Below are 25,217 nucleotides of genomic sequence, written 5' to 3' on the forward strand. Positions count from 1 at the left end.
CCTACTTCAAACTTACTTCTCCAAAATCGGCTATCGGCGGTCGGCTATCTGCTATAAGCAATCGGCTTTGGGCTAAGAGTCGTAAACTGCCCACTGTTCACTGCTCACTGCCTACTCCCTACTCCCTACTGCCTCCTCTACTCCCAACTTCAAACTCCCCTCTACCCTCTTCAAACTCCCTACTCCCAACTTCAATCTTCCCTCTCCCCTTCCGCCACTATCTTCAGCAACTCCATCCCACGTTCATTCGTCTTTTCCATATCCTTAACCACTCCGAAGGCCGACATAAAAAAGGCACTCATAAAAGAGGATTTCAGGTGAAAGTCTTGGGTCACTTTAACTTGATGGCCTACTGTTTCAAATCGGTACTCAAAAACCGGCTTAGCCTTAAATGGCTTCTGGATATCACACTCCATTTTTATGAATTTGAAAGGCTCTACTTCCTTGATTTCCTGATAGCCTACATCTTTACCTCCGTTGCCCAGCCAATGATACTGTGCTCCTACCTGGCCATCAGACCCTTTGACTTCCACTTGCTGAGTGGGGTCTGCCTCCAGAAACGGCGACCATTTCGGGAAGTTTTCCAGGTAAAGCACCTCATTGAAAACTGTTGCCATTTGAGCATTGATTAAAACTGACTTCTGTATGTTGATTTCACGTGCTTTTTGGGCAGTGGTATATACAAGAATTGAAGCGATCGCAACGGCGATAAGTATTCCTATAATTGTCATCTTTTTCATGTGTTTAAGCATTATCCATTGGTAAAATATTTCTGATCTCTACACTACCTCCCATATGTAAAATGGGACATTGACGAGCCATCTCCGTAGCCTCTGCCAGAGAATTGGCCCTCACCACCATATTGCCACCCAAGGTTATCTTATTCTCCAGGTGAATACCTTCAGTAAGCTCATTTTGGGCATTGAGCTGCTGACCTTCAAAACCGAGTTGGTATGTATTGATCAGTTTTTCTTTTAGGGCTAGCTCACCGATGAACTGCCCCCATGCCTGATGCATTTGTTTCTCCTCCTCTGCAGTAGGATTTTGACGCTGATCCGGCGTAAAACGGAAGAGCATCATAAACTGTTTTTCGTTTCTCATTATTTTAACTTTTAAATGAATGATGAGTTAAAATTAGAGGCCCGAAATGGCAATAATCTTTGCCTATGGCAAGAAAACAGGAATGCTAAAGATTTCTCAAAACCTTACGATAAAGGCTCAAATGAAGGAAAATGATGGTCGCCGGAGCAAAGGCCGGGATAAAATAGAACGGAAAACGAGCCAAAACCTCCACACCAGAGAGGCCGGTATCTATGCTTAATTTGGTAAAATAGACGGCCATGGCAGATGTCAAAAGTATGTCTACCAAACCAAAGGTATTCCAGATGAGTAGAAGTTTCTTCGAAAACGATTTCTTTTGGGCAAACGCCTTAGCCACAAAAATACTGGAGATGGCAGTGATCATATCTCCCAAGCCCGCGATTAAGGCAAAGGGTTTGGGCAATTTTTCAAAGTAGAACAAGACCAGAAAGAAAACACCTATTAACCTGAAAATATGCACTCTGATGAGGCGAGTCGTTTCTATTTCGGGTAACCAGGTTTTGTAAGTTGGGGTGTTTGATACAATGAAAAGATAGAACAGTAAAAGGGGGATGGTAGTCACAAGGACAATTCTTGGCGGCAGCCTCAGTTCTTCAAAAAAACCTTGAGCACCGATCATCACAACTACCACAATATAAACCAGATAGAAGGCTAATAATTTCCACCTTAACGACTCTATGGAGGTATTCTTCACTAAGTTAGTCACCATCAATATGGGAGCAGCAAAGGCCAGAATAAAAAGTAGATTTATGAAATTGGTTATCTGATTATCAAAGAACATCTGACTGCATTATTTCTTTTCTGATTCTGCTTAAAGAGGTATCCGTAATTCCCAAATAGGTGGCAATATGTTTTAACGGCACATTCTGAATGAGATCAGGCTTATCTTCCATTAGTTGAAGATACCTCACTTTGGCTTCGTCTGCAATGACCGAAACTGTATGATTCTTCAGCTCAAAATAATTCTGAACCAGTCGTGTTCTCCCCACCTCACGAAAAGCCTCAATATGAAACAGCTTCATAAAGTCTGCAAAATTAATTCGCCAACATTTGCCACCGGTCAATGCCTGAACAGACTCCTTTGAGGGTTTCTTCAAAAAGTAAGAGTGCCAATCGATAAGGATATCTCCTGGACAAAAAAACTTGGTGGTGATATCATTACCTTCGGTATCTATGCTGTAAGACCTTAGAAAACCCTCTTCAATAAAGAAATAGTAGTTGGCCTTTTTGTCTTGCTGTATCAGCAAATCATTTTTCTTATACGTCACCTCGTCAAACTGCTCCAGCACCAAAGACAACTCTTCAGCATTGAAGTTTTCCGGTTTAAAAATGGAATGGAGGAAGTGGGTTGGGGTCAAATCATTACTTTAATCAAGACAAAAATAGACCAGCGGCTCAGATCTGAAAGTATTTCAAGAAAAGTATTGTTCTCAAAGCATGAAATCTTTTATGAGCTGTGGGCTCTAAAAGGCTCAACTCTACCTCTCACCTATAAAGACTGATACAAATTAAAACCAATCCAGCTTCGCTGACGAGTAAGGCTATTCAGGAATGAACTCAGCCTGTAATCAATACCAAATTCCAGCTTAGCTTTTGGATTCAGGACATAACCTAGAAAACCCAGCCCTCTTATTTCAAGATCATAGGCAGATTCCTCCAGGCTATTCACATATTCATTACCTAGTTTGAAAAAGAATTCTTTGGGATCCACTTCTTGACCGCTGAGGGGTATTTCAGACGAAAGTCGATACCTCAAACGATAAACAGCGGGTTCTTTGCCACCAAAGGTTTGATCTGCTCCAAATCGATGTGAAAGCTTCAGAGCAGGATAACGACGAACGATAATAAACTGCTGAATTAACCTGTTTCTCAGCTCATCGCCATTGGGCAAACGCAATAAATAACCCATAGCTATGGTACTGCTAAGTCCCACTTTTCTAGAGCTCAGTAAACTCAGGTCTGTTTGTAGATAGTTCTTCTCATCTTGTAACGATTGTCGACCTTCCGCCTTGAAATTCAAGGACCAATCTCTTGGCAACTTCTTATTGAAATTTAAGCTTGGCAGCAGCCCCCAGCTGATGTTTTGCTGAGCACAAAGAGAGTGACTAAATAATACCAATATGCAGCATACAAGCTTTTTCATACTAGTAAATCAAGTTATCGGTCATCTGAAGAATCACTTCAAATCGTCTGACGTAGGTCCCGTCCTTTGAGAAAAGGTACTCAAAGAGTTTATATTCACCATCTATTTTGGCAGCAACTTCAAGCTCATAATTGACCGTAAGCTCATGATTAATTTCACCATTCACATTTTTAAGTAGTCCGTTTTCATCACCTATCCACTGCTCCTGAGCTTTTTTGATCTTGTATTTTCCTAAATCTCTTTCCAGATACTTTTGAATATGCTTCAAACTATTTGAAGGTATACTTCTCCATTGAACAATGAATTCAACATCCTCCAGCTTGCCATCTGCTGAAAATTCAATACTATACTTTCTCCTATTTTTTCGGGCTTTAGCCTCAAAAGAATAGCCTTCTAAGCCTTCCTCTTTAAACCATTTGATACGCGACTTACCTAAAAATTCATCAGTGAACTCAACAGCATTTTCTGGCACCTCCTCAGGAAGCACACCTATTTCTCGCTCATACTTTTGCTGAGCCACGCCGTGTAGATAGCTGATCAGAAATAAAAGTAATGCGAAGTATCGCAACATTTGATTCAAACAATTCAATGAAGCAAAGTTAGGAGTTAAAAGCTTAAATAGAGGTCTCAAATCATACTCTGTTCTTGGCCTTAAAATAAATTCCTGTACCGATTATCTAATTTCAGGTTCATCATATTTGAGCAACATAGTTCTCTCACTCTCAACAAACTAAGTTAGACTGTCATTGATATTGAGAACATGAAAACGATAAATCGCGACGGCAAACATTACATTCTACTCAATCACGGCAGTATACAGCTTGATACCTCTCAAATTAGATACATCGAGGGTGATGGTAACTACTCTCACCTTTACCTTAAAAATAAAGCCCCGATTCTCTCCTCTTTTACCATGAAGTTATTTTCAGATGAATTAGAGAGAAATAGTCAGTTCTTTTCCCCCAGAAAAGGTCTTTTACTTAACCTTAGTTTTCTACAAGACATCATACAAGAAGACCGAAGTTATACCGCAATAATGAAAAATGGCGATGTTTTGAAACTGTCCCGAAGAAGAGGAAAAGCATTGATGAGCTTTTTGAAAGAGCAGCATTAAAAATGCTGTCAAACAAAAGAGGTGATAGAGTGTAAATGATCAATTCAATAAGAGATTCACACCCCATTTATTAGGATATCAACGGCACCATAAAAGCTAAACCAAGTGCCGTATTTTTTAATACGATACCGTAAAATAAAACCCGTTATTCTTTTCAAGACCAATATTGTACATTGGATCAAAACCTGATCAACATGAAAAGAATACTTCTCCTGCTCTTTCTTATAATACCTTTTCTAACCAATGCTCAAAGCACTGAAATCAAACCTGGTGTTGTGCTTCCGCAAATGACAACAGCACAGCGAACCGGATTGGCAAGCCCCATGGATGGGATGCTCGTTTTTGATTCGAATACTCAGAGTTATTGGTTCAGACAATCGGGTAGCTGGGTAGAACTACCGAAAGGAGGAAGTACTTCAAATTACTGGCAACTTGACGGCCTGGGCGGCAATGAAATTAAGAATACTAATAGTGGTGGATTTTGGAGTGCAAACCCAACAGGTTTAAACATTAATTCAAACGATACCAGCAATCCACCTACGGCTCCTGTCAATGGTGACGGAACTAGGTTGATGTGGATTCCTTCACGATCAGCTTTTCGAGTAGGAACGGTTACCGCCGGAAGTAAATCATGGGATGCTGATTCTGTTGGTCTTTTTTCTCTCGCATCAGGGTATAATTCGAAAGCAAAAGGAAAAAGTGCTATTGCTATGGGTTCCTATAATCTGGCTTCGGGAGAAAACTCTATAGCCATTGGGTATTTTAATAGAGCAGCCGGACGCAGTTCTGTCGCCTTAGGATACGGAACATCTGCCTCGGAGTGGTATTCAACATCAATAGGTTTTGAAACTTCTGCCTCAGGCGAATATTCGACGGCAATGGGAGTTAAGACAGTTGCATCTGGGGATAGATCAACTGCAATGGGAGACAATTCTTTAGCGTCAGGTTATCGGTCAACGGCGACCGGCTTTAGCACCACGGCCTCAGGTGATGCTTCCACAACTTTCGGTTATGAATCTGTTGCTTCCGGGGATAGATCAACAGCAATGGGTTACCAAACTGTAGCGTCAGCTGCATTTTCAACAGCTCTTGGAAGCCGTACCTCTGCGTCTGGTCATAGTTCAATAACCATGGGTCAAAATACAGTGGCAAAAGCCGTTGGTGGAACATCTGTGGGTCTATGGAATGATGATTCTGATATAGCTGGTTCATATCCTGGAGTTATTTCTGATAGAATTTTCCAAATTGGAAATGGCAATTATTCAACACGCTCAAATGCGATGACTGTACTTCGCAATGGTTATATCGGTACTATGAACGTATTAGAACCTCAGGCCAACCTGCATTTAAAGTATGCCGGCTCTAGCAATTGGGATGCTCATTTAAGACTTGAAGCCACCAATGGTGAACATTCAAACATTGTATATGATGCCGATGGCCTTAAGTTCAGAACATTTGGTACAACTGACGATTTCCATTTCAGAAATTCTCTTAACACTCATATTGCTACCATTTTTGAAGACGGCGACATGGATATTGATGGAACACTTACCCAAAGTTCAGACCGTAGGCTGAAAAAGGAAATTGTAGCACTAGAGAATTCTTCTCAAAGATTATCCAATCTGGAAGGAGTCAATTACTACTGGAAAGATGAACATAAAGACCAGCAACTTCAAACGGGCCTTATTGCCCAGGAAGTCCAGCGAATATTCCCTGAATTGGTGAATGAAGGAGAAGATGGTTATTTGTCCGTCAATTACATTGGACTTATCCCTCACCTTCTGGAGGCTTACAAGGATTTACAAAAAGAAAACTCCATCCTTAAAAACAAGGCTTTAGATCAGGAAAAGCAAAATGAAAAAGTGAACCAAAAATTAGCTCGCCTTGAAAGCCTAATTGATCAAATAATAAACTAATGGCTTTATCATTAGAAGATTAAAGGTTCCAAAAATTGAACTGAACAGTAACGCAAGAAACTCCAAACCATCCAATATCTATCGAAATGACTATTTTGCTTCTTCAGAAGCAAAGCCCATGAAAATTGCCCTTGTAGACGACCATGAAATCATTCTGGAAAGCCTCTCTATGTTATTGGAGTCTCTAAGAGAGGTGGATGAAGTTCAAACTTTCCAAAATCCTGAAACGGCTTTAAAACACTGTTTAGCCTATGATTACGACTTGGTTATCACAGATTTTAATATGCCTGAAATGACAGGATGTGGCCTTGCTCTACAGCTCCGCAAAGAAAAACCAAACGTCAAGATTTTGATGCTGACGGTCAATGAAAACTTTGAGGCTATTCGTGATGCTTTTCAAGCTGGGGTATTGGGTTATATCATGAAAAAAGCCAAAAAGGCAGAACTCAAAGAAGCTGTGCTCACTGTGGCTTCCGGTAAAAGGTATGTCAGCGATTCTGTATTCTCTGAACTACTGAAGACACCTCAAACTGAAGACGCAATTGATACTGACGATCAACAATCACTCTCAAGTAGAGAAATTGAAATTGTAAGACTGATAGCACAAGAAATGTCTACCAAGGAGATAGCAGAACAACTCTTTGTAAGCAAAGCGACTATTGAAAAACACCGCTATAATATTCTGAGAAAACTAGATGTCAAAAACTCAATTGGCATTATAAAATACGCTATAAGGCATCAGCTTTTAAACTAAAGGAATAGCAATTTGAACAGTAAATCTGTCGGTCTTTTGAAATTCAATGTCCCCTCCATATTCACTTACTTTATTTCTGATATTTCGTAAGCCCTGTCCCTCTTTTAAAGGTCCTGTTGAAAGTAAACCATCGTTTTCAAAGTGCAAGAGCACATGATTGGCCTCCAGCTTCATTTCAAGCTTGACCCTGGAAGGACTCGAGTGCTTCTGAAGGTTTGTGGTGAGCTCCATCACAAACTGATACAAATGATACTGTAGAGACTTGGAGATGGTCATGATCAAATCATCTACTTCCACTTGAAACTCAGCCTGGGAACCAGCTGCTACAGAACCCAGAAGTTCTTCCGTAGCTACCTTTAAGCCTTTATCTAAAAACTCCAGTGGCCGAAGCTCATGTGCCAAACCTCTTACATCTTCATAAAGACTTTCCAGGTTTGAAACCAGAGGTGAATAAAACGCCGAAGGAAGTTCCTCCTCTCTGGCTTCCACCTGCCATTTCAAGGCTGAAATCTTGGTAGCTATATGATCATGCAGCTGATCAGACACCCTTCTACGTTCTAGCTTTTTACCTTCATAAAGGGCCTCTTCTACCTCACGGTTTCGCTCTTGAAGATTATCGTTTAATAAGGCAATCTTTGACTTGCTTTTTGCCTGAAGCCAAAGAATAATACCACCGGCCAGCAACAGAACCCCGAGAACGGCCAAACTATATTTGAGGTTCTTATTTTCAAGCGTTTTGATGACTTTCTGCTGCTTTTCAAACTCATATTCACGGCTGAGTTCGGCATATTTTTCATTGACTTCAGTACGCTTTAAACTATCCTCCAGTACCATATACTGCTCTAGCGTAAGCAGAGCATTTTCGGTATCTCCGGTTTCTTTTTGAAGTTGATATAGATCAAAAATAGCTCTGTTCACCATCTCCAGAAAACCGAAATCTTTGGCCGCTTTCAAAGCCATTTGTTGAAAGTCAATAGCCTTCGTGGTTTGTCCCTTTTTTAAACTCGCCCTTGCCCAATCGGTATAAATTTGATAGATATTGAAATAGTTGGGCGGGTCCAGACTTTGAGCATGATTTAAGGCCCTTTGTCTATACTCCTCGGCTTTTGAGCTATTGCCCATTAGCTCATAAACTTTGGCTTGCCCTTGAAGGTTATTTGAGATTTGATTCTCCACCTTACTTTCAGGTAGTAGCTGCTCCACTTGTTTGTAATAGTCCAGAGCTTTTTCATAATCTGAAAGCTCTTTTGCTCTGAAAAGAGTATTATCTCCAAAGAAATCCAAAGCCCAGATTAATATACTCTTGTCCTCTACCTCCCGTGAGTATTTTGTTGAGGTTTCAAACAATTCCCAGGCCTCATCCGCATCTCCGTTATTTAGCACACAGTAAGCCAGTAAAACATAAGTATATGCCAGATGCTCTCCGGTATAATTTTGATTTTGCATCAGCTCCACTGCTCTGTGGTACTGGTCAATGGCTTTGAGATAGTCCCCTTTCTTTTCATTGATTCTGGCCTTTGCTCTCAGCAAAAAAGCCTCAGAAACCGGCCAAATAAAACCCTTTTGAGCTTTTTCAAAGTCACCTAATGCTTCGTCAACCTCAGGTAAGCCGCCATAATTCAGCTTTTCTATCAATTCATTATGGTAGATGGAAAGCAGTGAGTCACGGTTTTTATTCTGATCCTGAGTTTGAAGAATGCTAATGGCCGTTCGTAGTGAATCTCGTGAATAGCCCGTCTCAGCACTTAAATCTGAAGAGATAGCACTACCCAAAATGACCCATATGAAATATCTACACGCTTTCATGGCGAATTGAAATTGAAGAAAAGCCTTCGATAAAAAAAGTTCAGATCGCGAAATACATGTTTTCATGTAGTCACTTTCAATGTTTTCTGGTATTTACCTTGGGCAGAACAATTGAGAATTTTGAGGTAGAAACTTTATAACCATGAAAAACTTTATCTCAATTGGCGGTAGAATCATTCTGCCTGAAGACAATATCGTTTTGCTGGAGGGTAATGAAAACTACACAAACGTCTACACCAAAACCGGTGAAAAGCATACAGTAGCCACCACACTTAAACAACTGGAAAACCGTGTATCTAAGGCCTTTTACCGAAGCCATAAAAGCTTCATTATTAACCTGAATGAGGTAAGTTCATTTGATGAAAGTGTCATAAAGCTCAAAAACAACAGAAAGGTACTGGTCTCAAGAAGAAGAAAGCAAGGTCTACGTGAACAGATGAACTTAAAGCGACTTAAAGAAGCTGGAATTCTTAACTAAGCAAGGCCATGAAACTATTAGCGAAACCTATACTACTTATCTTTTTGCTACAGCAAGGCATAGGCTCTGTGGCACAGGAGAATAACTGCGGTACCACACCGTACAGTAAAGAAAAAATGAAAGAAATGGAGCAGGTGATTAAGACCAAAAGCATCAGCTCTGCCAGCCCTCTCACTTATCTGCCAGTGAAACTCCATTTGGTAAAATCAACAGGAAGTGCCACCACGTTTTTCCCAATGAAGAATTTTATGACCCAGTTTGCCAGGCTTAATGAGGAATTTCTGGATATGGGATTTCAGTTTTATCTGGCCGATAGCATCAACTACATTGATGACTACCGTTTAGATGATCTTGACGGAGCGTATAACTATAACGACTCCCTGGCTCTGGTAGAAAACAATGTCAATGACGCCATAAATGTCTATTATGTCAATGAATCCAATGTGGGAGGGCGTTCAAACTTCATCAATGGCGATAAATTCTATAACTGGATGTTTGTGCTGAATTACGTCTGGCAGCAAGGTGAAACACTAATTCATGAAATGGGTCATTATTTTAACCTCTACCATACTTTTGAACAGTTTTATGGACATGAACTGGTGAATGGCTCAAACTGTGATGTAGCGGGAGACTTAGTTTGCGATACTCCGGCTGATCCTTACCCTACCTATTATGATCGGTCAAACTGTGTTTACACGGGTAGTTCCACAGATGCTAATGGTCAATTTTATTCCCCAAATACGTCTAACGTTATGTCTTATTACTCTGGTGGCTGTAGACAAAACTTTACCAATGGACAAAAAATGCGGGCACAGGCCAGCCATCTGGCCAGACTGGATTTGATAGCCGCAGCCGGGAATCAATATGATTTCTCATACCCTTCAAACGATACGATTAGTATTACCAATGTCAGGGCTTTCGAACTATACGGAAGTGTACGGGTGAGATGGAATTGCTTTAGCTCTCCTATTGGTTTCCTTATTGAAAGAAGCACCTCACCCACTTCAGGCTTTAAAACCATAGGTGGCGTTCAGAATTATATCCGAGAGTTCGTTGACACTGACTTTGAAGAAGGCATTACTTATTACTATCGCGTAAAAGCGGCAAACTCTAAGGACAATTACAGCAATATTGCTCCGTATGAAACTCAAAGTATGTCATACAGCATGCCCCAAACCTATTATGCCGGAAGTCATGATGTACGCTATGTACGCTTTTATAATAGTCTGGGTAATATAGCAGCTAGCTTCTACGCTACAAAAAGTCTGGAACCATACGAAGATGTTTCATCCACTATCAGAAACCTGAATACCGATGAAAAGTATCGTATTTATTGGCTTGACTATTACGACTTTAGTTCAGACCGAGATTCATTTAAAGTCTGGGTAGACTTCAATAAGAATAAGATGTTTGAAAGTCATGAAATCATTGCTAAAGGTAATGGTGCATACAGTTCAGACTCCGTCTTATTTGCCCCAGAAACTCCTTCTGGTTATTACCGGGTCAGGTTCAGAACCAATAATAAATCGTATGCTTTCGGTCCTGACGGGCGACAACTATACAGTGACACCAAAGATTTTACCTTATTTATCAATGGGGCATGTGCCGAGGATCTCCCGGTTACCAGTTATAATTATGGTGATTTTTTTGCCAATGGCACAATTCATACCGTAGACTACACTCAGCTCTACCCAGATCCTTATGCTGGTTATCCTTTACATTTACATGCACCTTCTGTAGAGATGAATCCGGGTTTCTATGCAGATGGTTATAATACTTTTAGTGCCCAAACCGACGGATGCCCTTAAACAATTGCTATGAAACATTTCAAATACATACTGCTTTTGGTTGTTCTATTTTCCTGTGAAAAAACTTCGCCTGATCCTTCAAAGCCCGATCAAAATCAGGAAGATGAACAACAAGAAAACATCAGTTCAATAGATGATCTGGTAGCTCAATTGATGAATCAGTATGATTTACCGGGGGCCTCATTAGCCATAGCCAAGAATGAAAAATTGGTTTACCTCAAATCCTATGGGCTAAGCAATACGTCCTCAGGCCAGGCCATGATGCCTGACCATATCATGCGAGTAGCCTCCACTACAAAACCGTATACAGGCATGGCTATCATGAAGCTTAAAGAACAAGGTAAACTTACTCTTGAAGATAAAGTCTTTGGTGATGATGCCCTGCTCGGCAAAAAATACGGCACCCGTGCATATTCTGAAAACCTTCAAAACATTTCCGTAGGCCAGCTTTTACATAACACCACCGGGGCTTTTGTAGATGCTAATGGCTACGACATGATCAACAGAAATGAACAGCTATCAGATGCAGAATACATGAACTGGATGCTGGACAATTCCTACTCTCCTCATAAACCTGGTGAGGTGTATTACTATAATAATGTCAATTTCTTTGTGGCCTCTATTTTGATTGAGGAGCTTTCAGGAATATCCTATTTTGACTTTGTCAAACAAGAAATATTAGACCCCATTGGAGATCAGGAAACCCGAATGGGCATTAATCAGAATTCTTATGAGAACGAAGTCAATTATTATGGTCAGGGAAACCTAACGAATAACGTCTATAATTTTAACCTGGAACGGTATAAAGGAGCTGGTGCAATGCTTGGCAATGCTCGCTCTCTTCTCAAATTTGCCCTGGCCGTTGATGGGAAGGATGCTAGAAAAGAACTTCTCAGTCCCGCTCTTCTCAACGAATTCAAAACAGTGACCAGTCTTCAGGAAAACTGGGGCCATGGACTGGGAATTTGGGGGCAAAGAACATACATGTATGGAGCATTACCTGGCACACGATCTGGCTGGCTTACAGAGCCCTCATCGGGGATGAGTGTTGCCCTCATATTCAATGGCAATGCCGACTACACGCAAGCTGAGCCTTATCAGGAATTTGTTTTTGCCGTGCAGGACCTTCTGGTAAACCTCGTTACTATCCCAAGAGCCTATAAGAATATTGATCAGTTTTAGATTTTTTGACCAATCACACAGTAAACCAAACCACTTACACAATTTGCCCACGTAGTATTCTCAAATTCAATAGCTTAGTTTAACTCGAACCCAAGAGAACTAACTATTAATGAAACCAATACTACTGTTTACTTTAATCCTCTTTTCAAATTTCGCATTCTCGCAAACCGTCACCTGGGATGGTAGCGGTGATGGAGTAACATGGGAAGATGCGGATAACTGGGATCTAAAACTTGTACCGTGCTCAACCTGTGACGTAGAAATCTTTAGCTCAGAGGTGATCATAAGCTCTAATGTGTCCATAAAGAGTCTCAAGTTACAGCCTAAACCTGGTACAACAATTCATTCAAACCTTACCGTTCAGGCTGGTTTTTTACTTGAAGTTGAGAATGCTGCTTCAGAGGGTATTGAAATCAGTAATAATAGCAACCTATTATTAAACGGACAGTTAAGTGTTTCAAACTGTCCAACAGGCATTCAGAACTATGGTACTATTGAAATAGCAAACAGCGGAATTCTAACAGTCTCAGGAAATTCCTTTATGGGTATTTTCACTTTAGGAACAATAGACATTGAGGGTGTCTTAAATGTCAATGATTCATTTTATAATGAGAACATTGTCGATATCTATGGTACTGTAAACACACAAGGAGCCTCATTATTCAGAAATCATTTTAATGGATTTACAGACGGGGTAATTCATATTTACTCCAGCGGAATTTTTAATTCTGTAAACTCCACAGCTGATGGTATTCATAATTCAAGGAGTATAATTAACGAAGGTATTATAATGATTGATAATGCCTTTGGCAATGCGATCTCAAACAATAATATTGGGGGCAATGCATTGTTTACAAATGCAGGTGACATTGATATTTCAAACTGCTCCACTGGCATTTTTAGTAATGGAGCTTCCTTTATTAACGAACTCACCGGTTCTGTTTCTGTAGTATCTTCAAGCAGGGGAATTCAGGGAGAAGGTGTCACCAATAATGGCAACTTTTTTATATCAGGTGCTACGTATCCATTAGAGGGTGGGCTAAATAATGCAGGCTATTTTCATGCAACTAATTCCACCTATGGCATTAGAGGTACGGCAGCCATCGAAAATCAAGCAACAGGTACCATTAAAAGCAGTATGATAACAAATAGTGGAATTGAAGTCTTCAATTTCCACTTGGTCAACGAAGGGATAATACAAATTGACACCTGTGGTGATCTGGGTCTTGATATGTATAATCTGGCAGACTCATTGATTAACAAAGGCCAGATTTTAGTCAATAAAACTGTGGGTATTGGTATTAGAACATGGGGCACACAAAACTCCCCTATTCATAATTACCCTGGGGCCGTCCTAAAAACGTCTAACACCACTGCCAGCGGGATGCGTTTTGACAGTGTTATTGATAACGAAGGTCAGATAGAAGCTGTAAACTCTCAAAATGCGGGAATCGAATTATTAAATTCACTTACAAACAAAGCTAGCCTTTCAGTAAATAACGTTAACAGTACGGGGATCTCTATTCAGTATTTCACCGGTAATAAAGTTTTCAATAACACCAATACAGGGATCGTAGATGTTTCATTTGGCTCAGAAGGTATTTCAATTGGTGGTGGGAGCTTCATGAATTTTGGTCAGGTTCAGATAGAGGGAGTATCCACTAACGGTATCACTACAAACTCTGAAAATCTAATAAATCATGGGACAATAGAAATCGATGATGCAGGGGAAACTGCCTTTGCTCAAGGAGGCTTTTTTGAGAATGCCAGCACCGGAAATGTACTTATTTCTGATTCGGATGTTGGCTTCCTTAATTCTCACTCCATGATGAATAAAGGCAGTATTGAAATTTCAAATGGAATGAGCACGGGTTTTGAAAACAATGCTCAAAGTGACACCCTTTATAATGAGGGAACTATACTAATCTCTCATATAGGTGGAGTTGGCTTTGATCATAATCCTTTAGGCGTTGACAATCTTTTACAGAATGAAATTACAGGTAAAATAGAAATTGAAAACTGCTCTTCTACAGGTTTGTTTATTGACGCTCACCTCGTTCATAATTTCGGATTGATAAAGGTTGATCAATGTCAGGTAGGGATTGAAGACAATATCTTTGACCCGAATCCATCCACTAATCAATTCTCAAATTTCGGATCAATCCTGGTCACAAATTCTGTCGAGGAAGGATTCATAACAATTCGAGAATTCTATAATCGTCAGGGTGGAATGCTGGAGATTTACAATTCAGGCACGAACGCTATAGATACAAAAGGACTTACAAATGAGAATTTTGCCTGGATCAAAACTGACGGCCCTATTTATGCTCATGTCAGCATAAAAGATGATGTAAATGATGGATTTATCATACAAGACACCAAAGTTCAAAACTCCATTTATAACACCTTTTTAAACAACGGTGTTTTTGTAGAGTATAATCGTCTCTTCCCTTCATCAGGATTTAGTTCTTTTGTGAATAACGGACATGTCATTCAACCGCCCGCAGGTTTTATTTCTCCCGGAGTTAGAGAATTTTACGTTTTACATGCAGGTACATCACCCCTATATAGTTTACATCATGGTATTTGGGCCAACGCAAGTCATACATTATTAGCAGGAAATATAGACCCAAATGACGGCAGCCTTCTTCCTACAGTTGATAGTCCATCAACCGACTCCCTATATTTTAGCTTCTCTATATCAACAACCTCGGAAGACATACCCGTAAACATCAATAATGAACCCGTATGCAATAATGTTTACAAGAACTTACTTTTTCATGGAAACCAAGACGATAACTGGCAAAACAGGCTCAACTATTCTCCACAGGTACTTCCGGGCCCATGCTCCAATGTCACCGTCAATCCATATCGAAATCTGACAGTTCCAAGCTCTACAAAAGCTAGGGCTCGTACCTTACAATTTACAGCATATGGAGGGCCAAATGCCAGTTTTGTTACTGAGTCTGGGAGCGTTCTCCTATTAAATCCGGCCAATTAGTTTATGAAACGACTGTTGATACTCCTCTGTTTCCCATTATGTCTTTCAGGCCAAACCATATCCTGGACAGGAGATTTTGGTGATGGTATTTCATGGGAAGACCCTTTCAATTGGTCGCCAAACCGTGTACCTAATTCCAGTGATGTCGTCAGTATAATTGGTGATAGTGTATTGGTGGAGTCCGATGTGATCATAAAGCAGTTAATAGTAGGCTCAAACGGCATTCTGCATCAGGTATCTCCAAACAATAGTATTGAATTTGTGGTTCTTCAATCTTCAGGACAAGGCGTTGAAGTTGAGAACAACGGAAAACTTTACGTGAGTGGAGAATTTGAAATTCTAAATTCTGCTAATCATGGCTTATACCTAGATGCCCTTTCTACGTTCATAGGTATGCCCGGTGGACAATTAATTATAGATGACTGTAATCAGGATGGTATTAAAAGCCTGAGCGGTGCCACTTTCATAAATAACGGAGCCACTATTTTAATCAAAAACCATAACGGTGCAGGGATTGATCTTACCTCATTCTTTAACTCGGGTAAAATTCAGGTAGCTAGCGGGGGAGTAACGGGAGCTATAATTTCAGGTAGTATTGGCGAGAATAGTGGTATTTTTCAAGTAGACGGAGGACTAACCATTCAAACAAGCAGCCTGTTCACCAATACTTCAAATGGCGAAATAAAATGTACCGAAGATGGAATGGCATTAAGTTCTAATTTCGATAATTATGGCGACCTTGTTCTTGAAAACTTTTCAGGCAATAACCTCTATTTTAGCTCCAGTGGTAAGGTTTTCAATAATTATGATAATGTCATTTTTAGAAATGCTAACTCAGACAATGTCTTTTTGGGTACGGCAGCCACTATTTATAATCACTCTGGAGCCTCGTTCAGGTATTTACCTAATCTTTTGCCTTCTCTATCTCCAGACGTTTTTGGGATGGTGATTCAGGATGCCGATACTCGGTTTATCAATGAAGGCCTGGCAAGTTTTGACATGAGAGATAAAAGAGAAGGCATAAAGGCATTAAGTCGTGGAATGATCATAAACTCAGGAGAGTTTAACATCTCCAGGTATTACCAAAAAGGCTTAATTTCAGACCCTTATGGATTGAATGACACTCTTCTACTAAATACAGATCAAGGCGTCTTTATTATTGACGAGGCCGTCGTTTCTAATGGTATTGCTCTTGAAATGAGAACACGAAACAGACTTTATAATGAGGAATGTGCCGACCTCATTATTCAGGATTCTCTGTATCTGAATGGTATCGGCTTAAGAGTAGAAAATGAAGGATTAATTGAAATAGAAAATTTTGAGATCGCTTCAAATGTGACATTTAATAACGACGGAGCCCTGTATATAGCTGATACCAGTCTGGCTGATGGTGTTCCTTTAGGATTTCTGAATGATTTCAATAATAATGGACTTCTCTATCACCCACTTCGAGGTCCTATTGAATCCAGCCAATCTGTCACTCCTCTTTTTGCAGATTTTAACGGATCAAATATCTACCTCCCGGGTCAGTTAACGCCTATTTACGTTATTATTGATGGAGTAGCCTCGCCCTCTTTAACGTATAATGAAAATACCAATTCCTGGAGCCCGGGCTCAAATGCAAATATGCAGGATACTATCCGTTTTGAGTTTAAAGTGAATAGCACCTCTCCATGTAGCAGACAGCTTTATTTGCCTTTCATACCATATGAAGTATGGGACTGCTCCTCAGCACCTCCTGCTTCAGTCACTTTTACCGGAGCTATTTCTGAAAAATGGGATGTATCAGACAACTGGTCAAATAACCATATACCCCGCCCATGTGATAACGTGACCATTCCTGCAGGGGAAAATTGTCAGATTACAACTGGTACTACTGCTACCGCCAAAACTATACTGGTAGAATCCGGAGCCGTCTTTCAAACCAATAATAATTTAGTGCTGACGGTTGACCCCAATTATCCTTAGATACTACTAATGAAATAACCGGCATTTAGGACTTACCTTTGCCCAATGAATACTTTTGATGATTTCAAGATCAAAAAGCAGTTGAAGAACGCTTTGGATGAATTGGGTTTCATTGCTCCTACTCCTATTCAACAGGAATCTTATGCCGCCATCATGAGCGGTTCTGATTTCGTAGGTATAGCCCAAACCGGAACCGGAAAAACCTTTGCCTACCTCCTACCCATTCTTCAGGATTTGCCGTATGCTGAGCAACCAAACCCCAGAGTTCTGATTTTGGTGCCTACCAGAGAACTGGTATTACAGATAGTAGAACAGCTAGAGAAACTCACAGCTTATCTGAGCGTAAGAGTATTAGGCGTTTATGGAGGCACTAATAATATGAAAGCCCAAAAGCTAGCAGTGATGGAAGGTGCTGATATTATAGTAGGAACTCCACGTAGACTCTATGATCTGGCGATTAGTAATGTCGTGAGACTAAAATCTATCAAAAAGCTGGTTATTGATGAAGTAGACATCATGTTGGATTTCGGGTATAAAACGCAGTTGAGAAATATATTTGAGCTATTGCCCTCGAAAAGACAACAGATTCTGTTCTCCGCGACAATGACAACTTATGTTGATGAACTGATTGATAGTTTTTTGATTAACCCTATCAAAAAAACTGTTGCCATTAGCGGTACGCCTCTCGAAAATATCAGTCAATCGGCCTATGCGGTGCCTAACTTTTACTCAAAAGTAAACCTGCTGAACCACCTTCTACAGGACAACGAGACATTCAATAAGGTGCTCATTTTTGTAGGTTCCAGAATAGAAGCGGATAGACTTTTAGAATCCTTTGACTTTGAGCATGAAACCTCCCTGATTCATGCTGGCAAAGAGCAGAATTACCGGACAGCCTCTATAGAAAACTTTGAAGAAGGCTCCAGCAGAATTTTGATTGCCACTGATGTCATTGCACGTGGTATTGACCTTTATAAAATCAGTCACGTTATCAGTTTTGATACACCTTTTTACCCTGAAAACTATATGCATCGCATCGGACGTACCGGTAGAGCGGAGGAAAAAGGTAATGCTCTTTTACTTCATACGGAGAAAGAAAAAGAGCAGAAGGAGGCCATTGAGGAATTGATGAACTACGAAATTCCGGATATAGCATGGCCCGAGGAGGTGCAAAAATCAAGTCAACTTACACCAGAAGAAAAAGATCAACCAGTTACTCATGACGGGCTTTCAAATATCAAACCGACCAAACAAACCGGTGCTGCTTTCCATGAAAAATCAGCAAAAAACAGCAAAGAAAAAAAGGAACGCGTAGCCTACGAAAAGCAACTCAAACAACGCTATAAGAAGCCCATCAGGCGTGGCGATAAAATTCAGAACATGAAAAAGAAGAAGAGGAAGTAGGAATAATGTATTTCAGCAAGACAGAAAGCTTTCCTAATCCGCAGAGCTATTCAATGTACTTTATTGAAAGCACGAAACAGACCCCACCCATTTGATTTGGATGTGTATGCCAATTGACATGAAAAGATGATTCCCTATTGAAAAGATCAATTTTATTTTTGAAAAGCTTTAAGCCTGAATTTGACGATTTTGGGTCTAAAGCACTTTCTAATTGCCCCTCCTGAAGTCCACCTAAATTGTCACAAATCTCTAACAGCCAGCTTTTGTTGTTTACTTCAGTAACTGACAAATGAATCCTTCTCTCCGGAACGCTGCCGTGCCATACAGCATTCTCGAGGATAGGCTGAGTAGCCAGCGGAGGGAATCGAATATCCCCTGTTTGAACCTCCTCAGAACAGTCAATCGTAAACTCAAGTCGCTGACCCAGCCTTATGGTTTCAATTTCCATGTAAGACCGGGCAAATTCAAGTTCATCTTCAAGTGAATGAAAATTAGATGAATTGATTTTCAGAACCTGTCTGAGATAAGTAGACAGTTTGAGCACATAGTCTTTTGCATCTTTATTTTGATTAGTTTCTATTAAGTTTCGGGCAGCATTGAGGCTATTGAAAAGGAAATGGGGATTGAGCCGAGCCTGAATGGCCATTCGTTCTGTTTCAAAATACTTTTGTTGCAGTAGCAACTTCTCATCCTGATCTCTCCGGATTTTGGTAGCCATGGCAAAAGTAAAAATGCAGGTATCAATAAAGCTTCCAGTTTGCACTGTAAAGAAAATATTGAGGAGATAAGGTAGGTTGGAAAAGTCAATGACTCTGAACTTCAAAAACGCCATAATACCCCAAAATAGCATGATACCCATGGCCCATCGAATATAATTCCGCCATTGAGAGCAACTTTTAAAAAAGAAAAGGTAAAAGACCGGAAAAATGGTGATCAGGAGAATCAGATTAAAGAAGGATTCAAGCCAGATTCCCAGGAACATGTCATGTGTTATCAGCAGGTATGCATAAGCCAATACAGCCAGGCTACACATGATCAAACTGAAATAATATATCCTGCGATAAAACTTCGGATGCTCTTTATCGATATCTGTAAGCCCTTTTACAAAGCGGAGCCATGCAAAAAAAGCCAGCCAATAAATGCAAACATTCACATGATGCCGAATAAAAGGGATATACTCACCTATTTCAAAGAGATCGGTGGAATTGGCATTCGATAGTAGTCCATAAACAATAAGAAAAATGAGATACCAAGCATAATTGAGAAAAGAGACGTCTCTCAATCGGCCATACATGGCCAGTGCGAAGAAAAAGAAGATCAGAATACCCCCAAGCGTGAAATAATGAAAGGAGCTTCCCGCTAGGCGACTGTTATTTCGTTCACTTACGGCTAAATTTCGGTAAATGGGTTTGTAAATATGAAAGTGAGACTCATGAAAACGATCTTTCACCCAAAAAAGCCATAAGCCAGGAGCGGCTTTAGTTTTAATGTACAGCGTAGCATGTTTCCCTGACTTTATACTGAAAGGCGAATAATGGCCATCATGCGAAAGACTCCTTTTACTAGCCGACATGAATTTGCCTCCATAGGTTTTGGTGGTATCATTGCCCTGAATAAGCCATACTTCATACCAGTCTTTATTCCAGTTATTGAGGTAATAATGCTCTAATGTATCCTCATTGAAAAGCTCGGCTTTTATCCAGAAGGTTTTTCTGAGATCAACCCTTTCTTTTAACTGACATGGTCGCCATTTTTGAATATCTTCAACTTTATCACCCTCCCCACAAAGACAATAAGGCAAAGTCCAATTATGAATCCCCCGCCCATCAAGCACCAGGGTGTCTGGCTCAAAATTAGCCCGGGCACTTATTGAAAGTAGAATAAATATGTAAACGAAACTCCACCTCACAAGTTCAAAAATAAGGGCTATTCTTCGTAAGTGATTAAGACTTTGATGGGTTTGCTTAGGATACTAGAGCTGCTGCTTAGATTAGTTACTATCACACTGCTATCATTAAAGTAGTAATCAAATGCATATCCGCTTCTGGTTGTAGCATAAGATTCGTTTATATATCTGGTGGTACTAGTTTCTATAATAACATCTATAGATAAAATTTTGGTGGCATCTAAGCCATGCGACAAAATGGCTAGGCCAAATTGGACAGAGCTGGTTGTGCCCGTCAATTTTTTGAGTTTTATTTTTGGGGAGCTTTCACCTAATTGTGAAAAACCATGAACATCTAAGGCACTGGTGGGGTCCGTAGTATTTATACCTGTATTTCCGTTTCGGAGGACAGTCATAGCATTATTATAGTTGGCACCTGTAAAAATATTATAACTACCATTGCCAATTTGAAACAACCTATCAGTTAATGACCTTATACTAGGGTCAGGATTATCTGAAACATCATTATACCTACCAATAGCAGTTGCATCGGCAGCCTTCGCTGTTGTATAATACCCGAAAGCTGTTGAATTATCACCTGAAGCGTATGAGCCGTTGCCAAAAGTTGTAGATATATCTCCCACAGCCCTGGTATAAGAACCCATAGCTGTGGATAAATCACCTTGGGCAGTCGTATTTGAACCAAATGCAGTCGCCCTTCCTCCTAAGGCCATAGTATTGCTTCCAAAGGCAGTAGAGGTGTTACCCGAAGCAGTAGAAAAGGAACCCATGGCTGTTGAATAATCACCTTTTGCCTTTCCACTACCAAGGGCAGTTGAAATGAATCCCTCAGCACTACTACCATAACCCATAGCAACGGAATTGGAACCTAAAGCTGATACATTATAACCAACTGCGAAGGATAATTCACCAGAAGCTTTGGTATCCCTACCCATAGAAATGGACATGGCACCAATAGCTTTGGAATTCAGCCCCACGGCAAAGCTGGAATAGCCAATACTATCTGCATTCCAGCTTTTTGAACTAAATGCTACTGTACCTGCTCTAAACGCTGATCTTGAATGAATCCACATCAACCTTGTTCCATCACCTTCAATAGGGGCGGCGGGAGGATTAGAAGCGTAAGAAACGCTCGGGCCTCCACTCCAAAACCCACCGCTATTTGTGTTCTTAATTTCATTGCCATCAAGGCCGTCCAGCTGCCAATAATTGGCCGTGCTTCCACCCTTCGGGAGTTCTGTCCAGACGGTTTGCTGGTAAAACCAATAGCTATTGGTACCTGTATCATAGACCATCATGCCGTTTACTGGATTGGCCAGGGTGGTCCGCTGGGCGGTGGTCAGTTGTGGCAAGACTGTGCCGGGGGTGATAGTGGTGCTTTGGGCAAAAAGGCTGCCAGTGAATAAGAAAAGTAGTAAAACAGGTATATTAGCTTTCATCCGTTATCTTTTATTGGCAATCACAGATAAGCGTTCCGGAAGGGTTGAAGATCTATTTGGGTAAAATCCTACACCCTTGGAGTTGAAATCACTCTTAAGTCCAATCCCGGTTACCAAGAAAAGAACGCTAAAGGACTACCAGTTTTTTAGTTAGTTTTTCCGAAAGTAGCGGATGGTAGTTTTAGTAGTCGCCATTGATGACCTACTGGTCAGTATCACAGGATAGATGGTGAAGATTATTGATCCGAATAACCAATCAGCCTTTCCAGAACCCAATCTTTCCGCATGCGGGAAACGGGAACTATGGAGCCATCGAGAAGCTCCAGACAATTGTCAGTTTTGAGGAATCTTTTTATCTTCTGAATATTGACCAAATGAGAATTATGCACCCTTAAGAAACTGCCATTTTCAAGAAGTTTTTCTATCTCTTTGAGTGGGCGACTACACACCACTGGATGTTCACCTTGGTTTAGCCATATTTTGCAGTAATTTCGGTCAGCCTCGCATCTCGTGATGTCTTTCAGAAAGACAAACTCATACGAATCAACAGAAGGGATAACCACTCTGGCTTTTTCATCAGGAATTCTCTGAAGAATCTCTTTTACGATTTCCAGTTGTACTTTAGATTGTTCTCTTTTACGAATCCTATCTACACAAGCAATGAGGTCTTCATCGCTCACAGGCTTTAGTAAATAATCAATGGCCGAATATTGAAAAGCCTTTATGGCATATTGATCATAGGCCGTAACAAAAACTACTTTGAAGTCATATTGACCGATTTTCTCCAAAACCTGAAAACCCGTTTTCCCAGGCATACGAATGTCAATAAAAAGCAAGTCAAAACGGTTATCCGGTGCAAACTCCAGGAAATCCTTTGGAGAAGAAAAAACAGAAATCACCTCAATATCAGAAAAATGCGTGCAAAGCATGCGTTGCATGGCCTCATTACAATGGGCCTCATCATCGAGTAAAACGGCTTTTGTCAATACATCGCAATTAGATTCTACTGTAATTATAATGAAGGATGAGCAGAATAATTGAATAAATGCCGATTCAAAATCTTAAAACCTACCTAAACGGATTCTTTGAGATATCAAGAAACTCAAAATTCTTCAGCGAAAAGAAGAATCTTATCAACAAGAAAGCAAGGGCACTATAGAGTGCAGTTTTAAAAAGTATGAGAATAGTCATTAAGAGAGTTTTCATGTTATTGTCATTAAGGATGCATGACAAAGTTCTCCAATGTGTTAACTGACGGGTATCGTGTAAATGGTGAAAAAATGACCGTTAAGTAGAATATTTCTCGAAAATCGACACTTTTATATCTAAATAAACTGTTAATAGACCGATAACTGATTTAACTCATTTTTTTCTATTGTCTTCTCATCGTTCCTTTGTGAAACAATCGAATACAGTATAGTACAACCGTTTTAATGATAATTCTACTTTTTTTTATTGCCCACTGGTATTTATCCCTGTTTGCCCAGACCTTCTTTTTACATAGATATGCTGCTCATAAAATGTTTACAATGAGCCCTTTTATGGAAAAACTGTTTTACACATTGACCTTCATATTTCAAGGCTCTTCTTTCTTAAGCCCATATGCTTATGGTGTGATGCACCGCCTGCACCATGCCCATGCAGACACTGAAGAAGACCCTCATTCACCGTCTTTCTCTGCTAATCTTTTTGATATGATGTGGAAGACCAAGAATTATTACAATAACATTCTCCACAGAGAAGATGATATCCCTGAGAAATTCAAAAAAAATGTACCGCACTGGCCATTTATGGAGAGACTTGGAGATAACTGGCTGGTAAGAATAGGCTGGGGACTGGCTTATACCTTGTTCTACATTCAATTTGCAGACCACTGGGCCTGGTTCCTCCTGTTACCGATTCACTGGCTTATGGGACCGGTACATGGCGTAATTATCAACTGGTACGCTCACAAATATGGTTACAGAAACTTTGAGGTTTCTGATACGGCCAGAAACCTCCTACCGTTCGACTTCCTGATGATGGGAGAAAGCTACCATAATAATCACCATAAATTTGGCGGAAGAGCCAATTTCGGTATCAAATGGCACGAGTTTGATCCTACTTATCCGTTTATCAAATTGCTGAATGCAATGAAACTGATAAAGCTCAAACCGAATAACGATTCGAATTACATGTAATATTTATAACACTTCATAAACGGAACGCCTGCGAACTATGTTTGCAGGCGTTTTTTATGTCTTCTATGTAATTAAAGTCACTGTCAGTGTTCTTTAAAAAATGCAGTTTTAAGTATTCAAAAAAGGATTGTTTCAAACTTAAAATCTGCAGATATGAAAGACTTAAATGCTATAGGCTTAGAGCATAAAAAAGCCACCGAATTAGCTAAGAAACTAAACGAGTTACTGGCGAATTACTCTATCTATTATCAAAATGTAAGAGGTTTCCATTGGAACATTAAAGGCCCAAAATTCTTTGAATTACATCTAAAATTTGAGGAATTATACGATGACCTTAGATTAAAAATTGACGAAATAGCTGAACGGATCCTTACGCTAGGTTATACACCAGATCATAATTACAGTTCATATTTGAGTCAATCAGAAATCAAAGAAAGTCCATTCGTTTCTGATGGCGATCTGGCCATTGCCTCAATCTTAGAATCCTTCAAAATCATCATTATCAAACAAAGAACCCTCCTGGAGCTATCTGGAGAGGCTGAAGATGAAGGCACTAACGCTTTAATGAGCGATTATATCAGAGAGCAGGAAAAATTGGTGTGGATGTACTCCGCATTTCTGAAATAGATAAAAGTGCCTGGGAGAAGCCCAATTGGGCGGTACTCCCAGGCCTTAGTTAAACCAAACAGCATAACCTTTTCTTCTCAGTTCAAGAGCAAGTTCTTTCTCCATCTTCAAGGCTTCCGACCTTGACATTTTATTGATATTAAGATGGTTATATAAGCTTGGTCTCAGCATATTGCCGTACTTTTTCACAATGGAGGCAGAAAGGTCAAAACCTTTTTTACTTCTTGTGCCTAATTTATGTTGCTTGAGCCGCTCGGCAGGGGTTTTGCTGGTCATGCCTACATAAAGACATTCCAAAACACCATTAAATTGCGGATTCGCCTCTCTGAATCGCTTGTTTTCAGTGAAGACCTTCTTTGATAATTCTATAACATAGACCTGATAAGGCAT

General features: G+C 40.2%; 22 protein-coding genes. 11 read left to right on the forward strand and 11 right to left on the reverse strand.

Annotated elements, in window-relative coordinates:
• Window positions 1-191 precede the first annotated feature (191 nt).
• The 6 genes from ACUXV0_RS07460 to ACUXV0_RS07485 all read right to left on the reverse strand — a co-directional run bounded on the left by ACUXV0_RS07460 (window position 192) and on the right by ACUXV0_RS07485 (window position 3,815).
• A complete protein-coding gene (locus tag ACUXV0_RS07460; protein WP_446192453.1) occupies window positions 192-740 on the reverse strand; it encodes an SRPBCC family protein in 549 nt (182 codons plus the stop codon).
• 4 nt (window positions 741-744) lie between these two features.
• Window positions 745-1,101 carry a YciI family protein gene (locus ACUXV0_RS07465; RefSeq protein WP_446192454.1) on the reverse strand — a complete coding sequence of 119 codons (357 nt, stop codon included), beginning with the start codon at window positions 1,099-1,101 and terminating at the stop codon, window positions 745-747.
• 85 nt (window positions 1,102-1,186) lie between these two features.
• The gene (locus tag ACUXV0_RS07470) at window positions 1,187-1,882 is read right to left on the reverse strand and encodes a hypothetical protein (protein WP_446192455.1); all 696 of its coding nucleotides are present in this window, start codon (window positions 1,880-1,882) and stop codon (window positions 1,187-1,189) included.
• Window positions 1,872-2,459 (reverse strand): Crp/Fnr family transcriptional regulator, encoded by a 588-nt coding sequence (locus ACUXV0_RS07475; protein WP_446192456.1) that lies wholly within the window; start codon window positions 2,457-2,459, stop codon window positions 1,872-1,874. The genes ACUXV0_RS07470 and ACUXV0_RS07475 overlap by 11 nt, the downstream gene beginning before the upstream one ends.
• A 131-nt stretch (window positions 2,460-2,590) precedes the next feature.
• Complete coding sequence (locus ACUXV0_RS07480) at window positions 2,591-3,244, reverse strand: DUF2490 domain-containing protein (RefSeq protein ID WP_446192457.1); 654 nt, start codon at window positions 3,242-3,244, stop codon at window positions 2,591-2,593.
• A gap of 1 nt (window position 3,245) precedes the next feature.
• Complete coding sequence (locus tag ACUXV0_RS07485; RefSeq protein ID WP_446192458.1) at window positions 3,246-3,815, reverse strand: hypothetical protein; 570 nt, start codon at window positions 3,813-3,815, stop codon at window positions 3,246-3,248.
• A gap of 189 nt (window positions 3,816-4,004) precedes the next feature.
• On the opposite strand from ACUXV0_RS07485, the gene ACUXV0_RS07490 reads away from it, so the two are divergent.
• From ACUXV0_RS07490 to ACUXV0_RS07500, 3 genes are all read left to right on the forward strand, one after another.
• Window positions 4,005-4,358 carry a LytTR family transcriptional regulator DNA-binding domain-containing protein gene (locus ACUXV0_RS07490; RefSeq protein WP_446192459.1) on the forward strand — a complete coding sequence of 118 codons (354 nt, stop codon included), beginning with the start codon at window positions 4,005-4,007 and terminating at the stop codon, window positions 4,356-4,358.
• 194 nt (window positions 4,359-4,552) lie between these two features.
• The gene (locus ACUXV0_RS07495) at window positions 4,553-6,274 is read left to right on the forward strand and encodes a tail fiber domain-containing protein (protein ID WP_446192460.1); all 1,722 of its coding nucleotides are present in this window, start codon (window positions 4,553-4,555) and stop codon (window positions 6,272-6,274) included.
• Between the two features lie 118 nt (window positions 6,275-6,392).
• A complete protein-coding gene (locus ACUXV0_RS07500; RefSeq protein ID WP_446192461.1) occupies window positions 6,393-7,028 on the forward strand; it encodes a response regulator in 636 nt (211 codons plus the stop codon).
• Here the strand turns inward: ACUXV0_RS07500 and ACUXV0_RS07505 are convergent.
• Window positions 7,020-8,834 (reverse strand): tetratricopeptide repeat-containing sensor histidine kinase, encoded by a 1,815-nt coding sequence (locus tag ACUXV0_RS07505; RefSeq protein ID WP_446192462.1) that lies wholly within the window; start codon window positions 8,832-8,834, stop codon window positions 7,020-7,022. The two genes, ACUXV0_RS07500 and ACUXV0_RS07505, sit on opposite strands and share 9 nt — an antisense overlap.
• Window positions 8,835-8,976: 142 nt before the next feature.
• On the opposite strand from ACUXV0_RS07505, the gene ACUXV0_RS07510 reads away from it, so the two are divergent.
• The 6 genes from ACUXV0_RS07510 (at window position 8,977) to ACUXV0_RS07535 (ending at window position 18,675) form a co-directional block, all read left to right on the forward strand.
• Complete coding sequence (locus ACUXV0_RS07510) at window positions 8,977-9,312, forward strand: LytR/AlgR family response regulator transcription factor (RefSeq protein WP_446192463.1); 336 nt, start codon at window positions 8,977-8,979, stop codon at window positions 9,310-9,312.
• A gap of 8 nt (window positions 9,313-9,320) precedes the next feature.
• A complete protein-coding gene (locus ACUXV0_RS07515) occupies window positions 9,321-11,120 on the forward strand; it encodes a M43 family zinc metalloprotease (protein ID WP_446192464.1) in 1,800 nt (599 codons plus the stop codon).
• A gap of 9 nt (window positions 11,121-11,129) precedes the next feature.
• Window positions 11,130-12,302 (forward strand): serine hydrolase domain-containing protein, encoded by a 1,173-nt coding sequence (locus ACUXV0_RS07520; protein WP_446192465.1) that lies wholly within the window; start codon window positions 11,130-11,132, stop codon window positions 12,300-12,302.
• 109 nt (window positions 12,303-12,411) lie between these two features.
• On the forward strand, window positions 12,412-15,303 hold the full coding sequence (locus tag ACUXV0_RS07525) for a hypothetical protein (RefSeq protein WP_446192466.1): 2,892 nt from the start codon (window positions 12,412-12,414) through the stop codon (window positions 15,301-15,303).
• Between the two features lie 3 nt (window positions 15,304-15,306).
• Complete coding sequence (locus ACUXV0_RS07530) at window positions 15,307-17,271, forward strand: hypothetical protein (RefSeq protein ID WP_446192467.1); 1,965 nt, start codon at window positions 15,307-15,309, stop codon at window positions 17,269-17,271.
• A gap of 45 nt (window positions 17,272-17,316) precedes the next feature.
• The gene (locus tag ACUXV0_RS07535) at window positions 17,317-18,675 is read left to right on the forward strand and encodes a DEAD/DEAH box helicase (protein ID WP_446192468.1); all 1,359 of its coding nucleotides are present in this window, start codon (window positions 17,317-17,319) and stop codon (window positions 18,673-18,675) included.
• A gap of 46 nt (window positions 18,676-18,721) precedes the next feature.
• Here the strand turns inward: ACUXV0_RS07535 and ACUXV0_RS07540 are convergent, their stop codons facing one another.
• The 3 genes from ACUXV0_RS07540 to ACUXV0_RS07550 all read right to left on the reverse strand — a co-directional run bounded on the left by ACUXV0_RS07540 (window position 18,722) and on the right by ACUXV0_RS07550 (window position 23,006).
• A complete protein-coding gene (locus tag ACUXV0_RS07540) occupies window positions 18,722-20,584 on the reverse strand; it encodes a sensor histidine kinase (protein WP_446192469.1) in 1,863 nt (620 codons plus the stop codon).
• Between the two features lie 17 nt (window positions 20,585-20,601).
• Window positions 20,602-22,020, reverse strand: coding sequence for a hypothetical protein (locus tag ACUXV0_RS07545; protein ID WP_446192470.1), 1,419 nt, complete (start codon window positions 22,018-22,020; stop codon window positions 20,602-20,604).
• Between the two features lie 236 nt (window positions 22,021-22,256).
• Entirely contained in the window at window positions 22,257-23,006 is a 750-nt protein-coding gene (locus tag ACUXV0_RS07550) for a LytR/AlgR family response regulator transcription factor (RefSeq protein WP_446192471.1), read from the reverse strand.
• A 447-nt stretch (window positions 23,007-23,453) separates the two neighbouring features.
• Here ACUXV0_RS07550 and ACUXV0_RS07555 point away from each other — a divergent pair, with 447 nt between their 5' ends.
• Both ACUXV0_RS07555 and ACUXV0_RS07560 read left to right on the forward strand, forming a co-directional pair.
• Complete coding sequence (locus tag ACUXV0_RS07555) at window positions 23,454-24,200, forward strand: acyl-CoA desaturase (RefSeq protein ID WP_446192472.1); 747 nt, start codon at window positions 23,454-23,456, stop codon at window positions 24,198-24,200.
• Between the two features lie 153 nt (window positions 24,201-24,353).
• Window positions 24,354-24,827, forward strand: a complete 474-nt coding sequence (locus tag ACUXV0_RS07560; RefSeq protein WP_446192473.1) for a Dps family protein — start codon at window positions 24,354-24,356, stop codon at window positions 24,825-24,827.
• A 45-nt stretch (window positions 24,828-24,872) separates the two neighbouring features.
• Here the strand turns inward: ACUXV0_RS07560 and ACUXV0_RS07565 are convergent, their stop codons facing one another.
• A complete protein-coding gene (locus tag ACUXV0_RS07565) occupies window positions 24,873-25,217 on the reverse strand; it encodes a hypothetical protein (RefSeq protein ID WP_446192474.1) in 345 nt (114 codons plus the stop codon).

Source organism: Jiulongibacter sp. NS-SX5, assembly GCF_052828545.1.

Bases quoted from the DNA above. Each gene is read 5' to 3' on its own strand.
- ACUXV0_RS07460 (WP_446192453.1), bottom strand. From the start codon at position 740: ATGAAAAAGATGACAATTATAGGAATACTTATCGCCGTTGCGATCGCT.
- ACUXV0_RS07465 (WP_446192454.1), bottom strand. From the start codon at position 1,101: ATGAGAAACGAAAAACAGTTTATGATGCTCTTCCGTTTTACGCCGGAT.
- ACUXV0_RS07470 (WP_446192455.1), bottom strand. From the start codon at position 1,882: ATGTTCTTTGATAATCAGATAACCAATTTCATAAATCTACTTTTTATT.
- ACUXV0_RS07480 (WP_446192457.1), bottom strand. From the start codon at position 3,244: ATGAAAAAGCTTGTATGCTGCATATTGGTATTATTTAGTCACTCTCTT.
- ACUXV0_RS07485 (WP_446192458.1), bottom strand. From the start codon at position 3,815: ATGTTGCGATACTTCGCATTACTTTTATTTCTGATCAGCTATCTACAC.
- ACUXV0_RS07490 (WP_446192459.1), top strand. From the start codon at position 4,005: ATGAAAACGATAAATCGCGACGGCAAACATTACATTCTACTCAATCAC.
- ACUXV0_RS07495 (WP_446192460.1), top strand. From the start codon at position 4,553: ATGAAAAGAATACTTCTCCTGCTCTTTCTTATAATACCTTTTCTAACC.
- ACUXV0_RS07500 (WP_446192461.1), top strand. From the start codon at position 6,393: ATGAAAATTGCCCTTGTAGACGACCATGAAATCATTCTGGAAAGCCTC.
- ACUXV0_RS07505 (WP_446192462.1), bottom strand. From the start codon at position 8,834: ATGAAAGCGTGTAGATATTTCATATGGGTCATTTTGGGTAGTGCTATC.
- ACUXV0_RS07510 (WP_446192463.1), top strand. From the start codon at position 8,977: ATGAAAAACTTTATCTCAATTGGCGGTAGAATCATTCTGCCTGAAGAC.
- ACUXV0_RS07515 (WP_446192464.1), top strand. From the start codon at position 9,321: ATGAAACTATTAGCGAAACCTATACTACTTATCTTTTTGCTACAGCAA.
- ACUXV0_RS07520 (WP_446192465.1), top strand. From the start codon at position 11,130: ATGAAACATTTCAAATACATACTGCTTTTGGTTGTTCTATTTTCCTGT.
- ACUXV0_RS07525 (WP_446192466.1), top strand. From the start codon at position 12,412: ATGAAACCAATACTACTGTTTACTTTAATCCTCTTTTCAAATTTCGCA.
- ACUXV0_RS07530 (WP_446192467.1), top strand. From the start codon at position 15,307: ATGAAACGACTGTTGATACTCCTCTGTTTCCCATTATGTCTTTCAGGC.
- ACUXV0_RS07535 (WP_446192468.1), top strand. From the start codon at position 17,317: ATGAATACTTTTGATGATTTCAAGATCAAAAAGCAGTTGAAGAACGCT.
- ACUXV0_RS07545 (WP_446192470.1), bottom strand. From the start codon at position 22,020: ATGAAAGCTAATATACCTGTTTTACTACTTTTCTTATTCACTGGCAGC.
- ACUXV0_RS07555 (WP_446192472.1), top strand. From the start codon at position 23,454: ATGATAATTCTACTTTTTTTTATTGCCCACTGGTATTTATCCCTGTTT.
- ACUXV0_RS07560 (WP_446192473.1), top strand. From the start codon at position 24,354: ATGAAAGACTTAAATGCTATAGGCTTAGAGCATAAAAAAGCCACCGAA.
- ACUXV0_RS07565 (WP_446192474.1), bottom strand. From the start codon at position 25,217: ATGCCTTATCAGGTCTATGTTATAGAATTATCAAAGAAGGTCTTCACT.